This window comes from Mycobacterium sp., assembly GCF_032162605.1.
In the GTDB taxonomy this organism is placed as follows: domain Bacteria; phylum Actinomycetota; class Actinomycetes; order Mycobacteriales; family Mycobacteriaceae; genus Mycobacterium.
The window spans coordinates 1-9,955 of the sequence record NZ_JAVROT010000392.1 but is presented as its reverse complement, the minus strand read 5'-3'; the positions used below and the strand labels follow the sequence as shown (position 1 = coordinate 9,955).

8 protein-coding genes and 1 pseudogene are annotated in these 9,955 nt (G+C 65.6%); 1 reads left to right on the top strand and 8 read right to left on the bottom strand.

Translation table 11 applies throughout. The features are described from left to right. From QOI01_RS22455 to QOI01_RS22445, 3 genes are all read right to left on the bottom strand, one after another. The coding region (locus QOI01_RS22455; protein ID WP_526384858.1) for a S1C family serine protease at positions 1-1,427 on the bottom strand (1,427 nt) is incomplete at its 3' end. A gap of 119 nt (positions 1,428-1,546) precedes the next feature. Further along, positions 1,547-2,770, bottom strand: a complete 1,224-nt coding sequence (locus QOI01_RS22450; RefSeq protein WP_526384856.1) for an MFS transporter — start codon at positions 2,768-2,770, stop codon at positions 1,547-1,549. Between the two features lie 50 nt (positions 2,771-2,820). Beyond that, positions 2,821-3,465, bottom strand: a complete 645-nt coding sequence (locus QOI01_RS22445; RefSeq protein ID WP_526384854.1) for a GntR family transcriptional regulator — start codon at positions 3,463-3,465, stop codon at positions 2,821-2,823. Positions 3,466-3,908: 443 nt separating this feature from the next. On the opposite strand from QOI01_RS22445, the pseudogene QOI01_RS22440 reads away from it, so the two are divergent. Then, a pseudogene (locus QOI01_RS22440) lies at positions 3,909-4,962 on the top strand (acyltransferase family protein). 235 nt (positions 4,963-5,197) lie between these two features. Here QOI01_RS22440 and QOI01_RS22435 read toward each other — a convergent pair. From QOI01_RS22435 to QOI01_RS22415, 5 genes are all read right to left on the bottom strand, one after another. Beyond that, on the bottom strand, positions 5,198-6,238 hold the full coding sequence (locus tag QOI01_RS22435; protein ID WP_526384852.1) for an NAD(P)-dependent alcohol dehydrogenase: 1,041 nt from the start codon (positions 6,236-6,238) through the stop codon (positions 5,198-5,200). Positions 6,239-6,240: 2 nt separating this feature from the next. Next, entirely contained in the window at positions 6,241-7,515 is a 1,275-nt protein-coding gene (locus QOI01_RS22430) for a cytochrome P450 (RefSeq protein WP_526384851.1), read from the bottom strand. 22 nt (positions 7,516-7,537) lie between these two features. Next, entirely contained in the window at positions 7,538-8,941 is a 1,404-nt protein-coding gene (locus QOI01_RS22425; RefSeq protein ID WP_526384849.1) for an NAD(P)/FAD-dependent oxidoreductase, read from the bottom strand. Then, on the bottom strand, positions 8,938-9,153 hold the full coding sequence (locus QOI01_RS22420) for a ferredoxin (RefSeq protein ID WP_526384848.1): 216 nt from the start codon (positions 9,151-9,153) through the stop codon (positions 8,938-8,940). Before QOI01_RS22420 ends, QOI01_RS22425 begins: the two co-directional genes overlap by 4 nt. Before the next feature lie 403 nt (positions 9,154-9,556). After that, a partial coding sequence (locus tag QOI01_RS22415; RefSeq protein WP_526384846.1) for an NAD-binding protein occupies positions 9,557-9,955 on the bottom strand: 399 nt, incomplete at its 5' end.

The following is a 9,955-nucleotide window of genomic DNA, read 5'->3' as shown; positions in this document are numbered from 1 at the left end:
TGCGCTTGGCCGAGCGTGACCTGCACGGTCTGCATGGCGCCGGTCGAGTCCGCATATGTCAGAGCCACGTTGTCCCCGGGCGCCTTCGAACGCACCGATGCGACCAATGCCTCAGCGCTGTCGATGACGTGGTCGTCGACCTTGGTGACTACCGCGCCGTTGGGCACGCCGGCCGCAGCGGCGGGTCCCCCGTCGACCACCTGGGCGATCGCAGCACCGTTGGCACTGGCGTCATTGCTGAGCTGCACACCCAACGAGGCGTGCGTCGCCGTGCCGGTGGAGACGAGCTCGTCGGCGACGCGCTTGGCTTGATCAGACGGGATGGCGAAGCCGAGTCCGATCGAACCACCCTGTGCGCCAGGAGAACCTCCGCTGCCACCCAGAGAAGCAATCGCCGAGTTCACCCCGATCAGCTCACCGTTCATGTTCACCAGGGCACCGCCGGAGTTACCCGGGTTGATCGACGCGTCGGTCTGAATCGCGTCGAGCACCGTGTTCTGATCGGAGCCTTCGCCACCGGTGGAGACGGGACGGTCCAGCGCACTGATGATGCCGGTCGTCACCGTCCCCTGCAGACCCAGCGGTGAGCCGATCGCCACGACGTTCTGACCGACCTTCAGATCCTTCGAGGATCCCAGTGTGATCGGGGTGAGACCCGAAAGACCCTGGGCGCGAACGACGGCGATGTCGCTCGATGGATCGGCGCCGGCGACGGTGAACGGCGCGGTGCGGCCGTCGGACAGCGTCACGGTGGCCTTCATGGCTTGACCACCGGGGGCTTCCTGCCCACTCGGCGCCGCCTCGTCGCCGGGGACGCCCTGGCTGCCCGATCCGCCGGGAAATTGCGGGCCGTCCGGAGCGTTCGCGCCGGCGGCGCTGCCGTTGAGGGCGGCCACGACGTGGTTGTTCGTCAGGATCAGTCCGTCGGAGCTCAGGACGATGCCGGAACCCTCTTCGCTCTGACCGCCGCCCATGTCGAGCTGCAACTTCACCACGCTGGGCATCACCTTCGCGGCGACCTGCTCGACCGAGCCGGCGGGCGCACCGGCGACGGGCTTGCCTGCGGGGGTTTGACTGGGCGCCGCTGCCACCGCGCTGGCGAGACCGCTTGCGGCAGAGCGGTCGGGATGGTTTGCGAGTACGACTGCGCCCGCGCCTGCCGAGACCGCGACGACGGCCGCCGCACTGGCCACCACGATGCCCGCTCGAGAACGCTTGCGCGGAAGCTGAATCGGCGCGGTGATCGCCGACTCCGACTGACGCGGATCGCGGTAGTACGCCGCCGATGGTTGCTGAGCGTAGCGCCAGTCGTAGGACTGCTGAGGCACGTGCGGAGCCGGGTAGCCCGGGTATTGCTGCTCCACACCCTGATTCGGACTGGACGCGTGGTCCGGCTCACGCAGGGGGTACCGCGGGTGATTCGTCATGTTTTCGTGTGTTCTCTCTTCGAGTGGACAGCAAAGCCGTTGCTTCATGGTGCGCTACCCGCCTGAGACTGAACTGAGATTACGTTCTGTGCAGACCAAGACTTTCGGCTACCGGCGGATCAATCCACCGAGACCGGCACCGGACGCTGCCGTCCGAACTCAACTGGCAGGTGACGGCGGGTGTGCACCCGGACGAAGACACCGCACAGAGCCGCCAGGATACCGCCGGCCCCGAAGATCACGGGATAGGTGGCGATCCCGGGCCACCGTTCGGTCAGCGACGACAGCAGTGCGGGGATGGCAAAGCCCAGATAGGTGAGCGAATAGAAGACTGCCGTCAGTCCCGCCAGTCCGTCGGGGCCCGCAATGCGTTGCACTTCAAGCAGTCCGGCGACAAGCGTCATCCCGTAACCGCATCCAAGCACCACGGCGGCGATCAGCGCAGCCGCGACCGTCAGCACGGACGCCGCCCATGCCGCCAAGAACATTCCGACCGTGAGGATGGTCAGTGCCACGATGGCTCCGCGTGCACCGAGTGGGGTGTCGATCCTTCGGGCCAGGGACTGGATCGCGAGACCCGCCCCGAGTGCGGTGACCGACATGAGCGCCGAGAACGCAATCGGGTGGTGCCCGCTCTCGTCGGCCATCAACGATGGCAGGACCGCGTAAGCGACACTGGCAGAACCGAACACCCAGGGCGCCAACGGAACCACGATGAACAAGAAGCGCCGGTGCGACGCCGTCGGAATCTTGAGATCGTCGATCAGTCGACTCCGCTCGCGAACGGGAACTGCAGGCCGGGTCTCGGGCACCGCGAACATGGCCGCCCCCGCGGCAACGCAGATGGACACGTGCACCAGGTAGGCCAGGTGCGCCGGCCACGGCGCCCACTGCGCGAGCGCTCCTGCCACGCCGGCACCCAGTGCGAAGCCCGCAGTCAAACTCATGGCCGCGCGTCGGGCGCCAGTGCCCAGCGACGACGTCGGATCCTGGGCCGACAGCTCCTTGACCCAACTTCCGCCGACGGCCATGCCGATCCCCAACGAGACTCCGGTGAACACCCGGCCGGCAAGAAGCAGCGTCGACGAGTCGGCGCCAAGCGCGATCAGTATTGATCCGACGGCGGCGATTGCGGTCGCGGGAAGCATCACGGGGCGCCTGCCCATGCGATCCGACAGCGGGCCGCCGATCAGCAGGGCGGGCACGATGCCGATCACGTAGGCAAACAGGAATGTGTACACGGTGAACGCGGAGAAACCGTGCTGCAAGCGGTACATCACCAGCAGCGGTGTGAATTCGTTGCCACCCCACGCCACCGCGAACATGCCCGCGGCAACCAACATCCATCGGCGCGGCGCCCAGAACCACGAACTTAGTTGTGCCTCATACGCATTCACAGCCCGGTACCAACGATCCAGCCGTGCACACGTCGCATGTGGCGGTCCACGGCGATCTCGAACCCTTCGACATCGCCGGCCTGAATCAGACTGATGAGCCGATCGTGGTCTTCGATGATGCCTGCGATCTGGCCTGGGTCTCGCGCAAGCGAGTGGGTAGTCATGCGCCTCTGTCGCTCGCGAAGGCCGCAGTAGAAGGTGTCCAGCAGCGGGTTGTCCCCCGCGTTGACGATCGATTGATGAAAGTCGGCGTCGACGGCACTGAACGCCGTCGCGGGACCACTGCCCGCTATCTCCCGCTGCAGGGTGAGATTCCGGTTCAGTGCGAGTGCCAACTCGGCACGGGTCTGCACCGTCATGGCCTTGACACTGCCCGTCTCGATCATTCGGCGCGCCGACACGACGTTCTCAGCTTCATCGGCGGCGATGGGAACGACCAGTGCACCTCGCTTTGGATACAGCCGCATCCACCCCTCCGCCTGCAGTCGCAGAAACGCTTCGCGGACCGGAGTGCGGCTGACCCCCATCCGGGTCGCGATGTCGCCCTCGCTGATGAGCTCACCACCGGGCAGTTCACCGGTCACGATGAGCTCCTTGACCGTCACGTAGGCCTCTTCCGAGGCGGAGAGCGCGCTAGACACATCATAGATACTAGTTGTATCTATGATGAAACACGGCACGAATGTCGGTAAGAACACATCGCCGGTCTGGCGCGGCGTTACTCGGTGTCGAGTCGCGGATGGAGAATCTCCAGCGTCACTCGAGCTCATCTCAGCCGCGCGTTGTTCGGCGCCGGCCACCGGGCCCAGCCGCGATGGTCAGACGTCATCTTCGTCGCGGAGTGACGATACCCTGATCACCCATGACGGCCCCGGTAGATACAGCAATGCCATTGCATTCGAATCCGATGCGTTGACCTAGGCGTTCAACCAAATCGCTGGCCCCAAGCGAAACAATGCCACGAAATGCTCCCGCTCCCTCCCAAGGAAATCGGTCGGCGCGTTCCGCGACTGGCTTGCGCAAGATACGCACACCGCGCCGTGCGTATCATGCGGAGACCAAACATAGAAACCCGGAGGATGCCGTGAAGCTCGGGCAGGCATTCGATCCACGACACAACGCTCTGAACGCGTGGCGGCTCATCCTCGCAACCGGCGTGATCTTCTGGCACTCCTTTCCCCTGACCGGACGCACAATCAGTTACGAGCCGGTGGTGCGACTGCTAAGCGAAGCGTGGGTGGACGGGTTCTTCACCGTGTCCGGGTTCCTCATCACCGCCAGCTGGATGCGCCGCCCTCACCTGAAGGAATTCTGGACAGCCCGCGTCTTGCGGATCTTCCCCGGCCTCTGGGTATGCCTACTGGTCATTGCGTTCGTCATCGCCCCCATCGCCGCCGCGATCCAGCACCGCTCCATCCCGATGTCATCCGAGGTCGCATACGTCCTCTACAACGCAGTGATGTTCCCGTACTACGTCGGCATCAACGGAACGCCCATCGGTGTGCCGTGGCCTGGGGTGTGGAACGGGTCCCTCTGGACCCTCCTCTTCGAACTGCTCTGCTACATCGCCGTTTGCGTGCTCGGGATTCTCGGCTTGCTGAAGCGACGCTGGGTGATCCCGGTTCTGTTCGTGCTCGCCGTGGCATGGTGCGGGTGGGTGTCACCCGACCGCCGCGCTGCAAACCATTCCGCAGATGCTGGCGCGGTTCGCGGTCGTGTTTCTCGCCGGGGCGCTCCTCTACCAATTCCAAGACAAGGTGCCGGCCCGCTGGTCTCTGGTCGCACTGAGCGTCGCCATCGTCGTGGCCTCCGGGCTGTTGCAGAACTACCGGGTGATCGCCGCCCTACCGTTGGCGTACGCCATCATCGTTTCCGGCGCCCTCATCCGAAATGTCCAGTTGCGCAACGACCTCTCCTACGGCGTGTACATCTACGCATTCCCCATCCAACAGTTGCTGGCCACCTGTGGCCTTGCCCGTCTAGATCCGTTCGTCTTCTTCGGCATCGCCACGGCAGCCACCGTGCCCCTGGCCGCGCTGAGCTGGTTCCTGGTGGAAAGGCATGCGATGTCCCTGAAACGTCGCATCGAGCGAAAATCGGACAAGCCGACCACCGCAAGCGCGGCGAAGACGCCGTGAGAACGTTGGGTCACCCCGCAGTCGGCGAAGAGTAGGAACAGGCCCGCCCACGTGTATCCGACCATCAGCAGGACGCTGGGCAGTTCGTCTGCGACCACGAGTGCGAGAGGGCTGCCGGACGCGGCCCGCAGTGTCGTCCGCTTGACGCTGAGCACCGCCGAGTAGCCAAACCCGCTGCCGTAGCTAACGCGTGGGCCGATGTCGAAGTAACCGCCGCCGGGTCGTCCACCGGCGCCTAGTCGTTCGGTGTGATGACGGCGCGGCCCTGGATCTCGCCGTCGTGCAGCAGGTGGTAGGCGTGTGCTGCGTCGTCGAGCGGGAAGTGTTCGACGAGCATCTTGATCTTGCCGGCCTGCGCCAGCGAGATCACCTCTATCAGTTCGGGGATGGATCCCCAGAACGGTGAGGCCACGGAGCATTCGTGCGGCGGGCTGGAGAAGTTCACCGGCAACGTCGCGCTTCCGACGCCCACGATCGTGAGGTGCCCGAGGACCCGTGCCACCTGCGCAGCCATGGCCAAGGTGGGATTGACGCCGACGAGGTCGAGGACGAGTTCGGCACCTTGGCCCTTGGTGATGCCCTTGATCGTCGTGACGGCTTCCTCGCCGGAGAGAAGCGCTTCGTCGGCGCCGAACTGCTTCGCGATCTTCAGCTTGTTTTCCGAAGTGTCCACCGCGACAACGGTTGTCGCCGCGGTCAACGCCTTGAGCACCTGGATCGCCATCTGACCGAGGCCGCCCGCGCCGATCACGACCGCGGTCGAGCCTGGCCCCAGCAGGTGCACAGACCGTTTGACCGCGTGATAACTGGTGAGTCCGGCATCGCTCAGCGGGGCGGCCTCCCTGGGGTCCAGGTCACCCAGCGGGATCAGGTAGCGCGTCGAGGGAACGAGGAGGTATTCGGCCATCCCTCCGTCGGTGCCCCCGAGACCGCCCGGGCTGGGCTTTCCCGGTGTAGGGCAGTAGTTCTCCATGCCCTGGCGGCAATTCATGCACAGGCCACAACCCCATGGGCCGTACACGATGACGGGATCACCTGGTGTGAAGCCCGTGACGCCGGGGCCCATCGTCTCGATCCATCCGGCGTTCTCGTGTCCCAGCGTGAACGGCAGGGTGAAAGACCTTGCTCCGGCGGGTAGTTCGAGCAGGTGCAGATCGGAGTGGCAAGCGCCGGCTCCGCCGACCTTGACCAGCACCTCTCCCGGCCCCGGCTCGGGCACCGGTACGTCCCGGAGTTCGCCCGGCCGTTGCCATTCGACGAACTGGAAGGCCTTCACCGTCAGTCCGTGATCCGGTCGAAGGCAACCTCCAGGTGTCGAGGCCCCCGGAAGACTTGGCTCTGCCGGTAGGGCGGCGGGTCGACGACCAGGCGGGGGTTCTCGACGCGCCGCAGGAAGTTCTCCACTGCGAGGTTGACTTCCAGGCGCGCCAGCGGTCCGCCCATGCAGGTGTGGATTCCACTGCCCCAACCGAAGTGCTGATTGTTGCGGCGTAACGGATCGAACTTGGTCGGGTCGGGGAACATCTTGGGGTCGCGGTTGGCCGCACCGTACATCAGGTGCACCGCCGAGCCGGCGGGGATGACGGTCCCGCCGACCTCGATGTCGGCGGTAGTACTGCGACTCGGGAAGAACTGTACGGCCGACTGCAGACGCTGCACCTCCTCGATGGCCCGCGGGATCAGCTCGGGCCGGTGCCGCAGCAGGTCGAGGGATGCGGGGTTGCGCAGCAGCGTCAGCACGCAGTGGGCGATGGTGTTCACGGTCGAGTCGTGTCCCGCGATCAGCAGCAGGACGGCGTTGGACGCGGCTTCCTGTGGTGGCATCGGTCCGTCGGGCCCGTCGTTGTTCACCAACTTGGACAGCAGGCCGTCACCAGGCTCCTTCAGGTACCCCTGGATGAGATCGGCCAGGTACTGCGAGAGTTCGGCCGTGCTCTGCTTGCCCTTCGCGGCGCGGGCCTGCCCCTCTTCGGTGGCCGCTTCCGGCCCAAGGTCCAGGCCGGCCATGAAGTCGAAGATCCAGGCGTGGAACATGGGTTCATCCTTGAGCGGGATGCCCAGTAGTTGGCAGATCACTGCCACCGGCACGGGATATGCGTAGTCGTCGACGACGTCGAAGGTGTTGGCGCCCTTGGCCTTGATCCCGTCCAGCAGCTCGTTGCAGAGCCGCTGGATGTTGGGCTCCATCTTCGGAATGACGTCCGGCGAGTGCGGCGGCGCGAAGTGCCGCATCACCTGACGGCGCGCACGGTCGTGATCGGCAGGGTCGGACAGGATGATGGTCTTCGCCCGGCCATAGGCCTGGATGTCTTCCGCGCCAGGTGCCGGCGCAGCCCCGGCCGCCTGCGCGGCTCCCAGCGGGCTGCGGCTGATGTCGGAGCTGATCCGCGGATCGTGGGCCAGCGTCATCAGCTCGCGATACCCGGTGACGACGTACGTTCGATCGGCCACCTGAACGACGGGTGTCTCTCGGAGTTGGTCGAAGAACTCATACGGGTCGTGGCGGTTCTCGAATCTCATCGCCTCCGCCCAGGCGGCTTCCGGAGTCGTCATGTCGTCGATTCCCTTCCGGGGGCTAACGGGCTTTGGGGCGGTACTCGGCGCCCCGAGAGGTCGGGTCATGGCCGGTCAGAACGACATCGGGGATCCCGGTTGGCTCGCGGGGATCCGGGAAACGGGCCGACATCGGTTCGGCGTTGGCCGGTACGTCGTAACCCGGTGGGGGTGGCGGGAACGGGGCGGAGCGTTCGATCAAGTCTGCGTAGTACGGCAGCCACTTGCCGTGATTGAAGGTGAGCGCTCCGACGATGCGGCCGTTCTTGCCGAACGCCGCGGCGAAGCGCAGGTCCTCGGGTGAGCCTTGGGTGAAGACGATCTCGTCGCCGAAGGAACACACGCCGACACCCTTGATGCTGACGCCGAACTGGCCGGACCAGAACTGCGGTAGCGGTAGGTGCGGGCGGCGTCCCATCTCGAGGTTCACCATGTTGTGGGCGGCGGTCTGAGCGCCCAGTACCGCGGCGTCCACGTGCTCGATCGCCATGAACTGGTACTCGTAGAGCACGTGCGGCGCCCGGGCGATGTCGCCTGCGACGAAGATGTTGTCGGTCACCACGCCGTTGATGTCGAACGCGCGGCACCCCGCGTCGCAAGCCACCCCCCAGAACCCGGAGGCGAGGTCGGCGCCTTCCAGCCATTCGATGTTGCGGATCGAGCCAAGGGATGCCACCACCACGTCGACGTCGAGGAGGGTGCCATCCGACAACTGAGCCTGCCGAACATGACCGTCGGCGTCACCCTTGAGCGCTTCCACCGCCACCCCGGTACGCAGGTCTACGCCGGCGTCGCGCTGCATCTTGGCCGCAATGTCACCGATGACACCGCCGAGTGGGCCGACCAGCGGCGCGCTGGAGCGCTCCGCCACGGTCACGTCCAGACCGAGGTCACGACAGACCGAGGCCATCTCGGACCCGATGAAACCGGCGCCGACGATCAGCACCCGTTTGGGCCGGGCCTTCAAGGCCGCCTGCAGCTTGGCCGCGTCATCGCTGGTGCGCAGCGTGTACAGCCCCTTGAGCTTGGCCTCTTCCTCGTTGAACCACGCGCGGGACCGCACGCCGGTCGCGATCAGCAACCGGTCGTATGGCACCTTGTCGCCGTTGGCCAGCACCACTTCCCGATTGGCGCGGTCGAGGGCGGTGGCCGCGACGCCGAGACGCCAATCCGCGTCGACCTCCCGCAGTCGAGGGAGTTTGGTGTTCTCGGCGGGCACCCACCCCTTGAGGACCTGCTTGGACAACGGCGGGCGGTCATACGGCTCGTGCACCTCGTCGCCGATGATGGTCAGCGAGCCGGTGAATCCCTCGTCCCGCAGCGCTTCCGCGGCGCGTAGCCCCGTCAGGGATGCGCCAACTATGACGATCCTGCCGTTGGCCTTGAAGCTGGTGACGAGGTCGGAAATCAGTGATGCCGTGGTCATTTGGTCGTCCTGTCCGCCGGCGGATCCATCTCGGCGATGATCGCCTGCACGGGGCAGGACGCAACGGCGCGCGCCACCCGTTGTCGTTGCGAGTCATCGGGATTCGGGTCGTACGCGAGAGCTTCCTCGCCATTGAGTTGGAGCACCTCCGGCGCCAGCGGAACGCACTGCGCGTATCCCAGACAACGGTTCAAGTCCACCACGATGCGCATGTCGATTCGGCTCCTTCTCGACCGTGCGCGGAGGGCTGCTCAGCGCAACTCCGTAACGGAGTAGTGGCGCTGACGGTACGGTAAATTTGCCGTATCAGGACGGAATTCCACCACCGCATCAGCGACGAAGATTCTGCTGACGGGGTGGCCGTCGGGATGTGTCCGGTTCTCGTCGAGCTCGATGACCCGCAGCGCTTCGTCGGGACCGTGGTCCTCCAGGAGCGTCGTGAACCGCTCCGCGGAAGGCAGGTTCTCGAGGTGAGCGCGCGGTCAGCCGTCCGGTGACGTTCTTCGGGGTGTGGATGCTGCCACGACACCTGACGTCAGGCGACGTAACAGGCTGACTCGCCGGCGCTGATGTCAACACCCGCATCCTGAAGAGCGTCTGTGACAGCCCTCGGTGTCACAGGCGGCGGGTGACTTCGGCGACGGCTGACCAGTCCAGCTTGGAGAGGTCTTCGTCGGCCAACGCGGACTCGAACAGCGACCGCAAGGTGGAACTGGTGGGCAGCGCAGTACCGGTGTCGGCGGCGGCCTGCTCGGCCAGGCCGAGATCCTTGAGCCCCAGGGCGACGGTGAATCCGACGGGTTCGTAGGTGCGCGTGGCGATCATCGGCCCATATCCGCCGTACGCACTTCCGGTATAGGCCGCATCAGTGAGGATTTCGATGAACGTGTCGCCGGAGACGTTGCCGCGTTCGACCATGGTCACCGATTCCGCGAGTGCCTGCAGCGTGTGGATGAGGTTGTAGTTGACGGCGATCTTGACCAGGTTGGCGCGGGCGGGTTCGTCTCCGACGGA

Bases quoted from the DNA above. Each gene is read 5' to 3' on its own strand.
- QOI01_RS22450 (WP_526384856.1), bottom strand. From the start codon at position 2,770: ATGTTGGTTGCCGCGGGCATGTTCGCGGTGGCGTGGGGTGGCAACGAA.
- QOI01_RS22430 (WP_526384851.1), bottom strand. From the start codon at position 7,515: ATGACGACTCCGGAAGCCGCCTGGGCGGAGGCGATGAGATTCGAGAAC.
- QOI01_RS22425 (WP_526384849.1), bottom strand. From the start codon at position 8,941: ATGACCACGGCATCACTGATTTCCGACCTCGTCACCAGCTTCAAGGCC.
- QOI01_RS22420 (WP_526384848.1), bottom strand. From the start codon at position 9,153: ATGCGCATCGTGGTGGACTTGAACCGTTGTCTGGGATACGCGCAGTGC.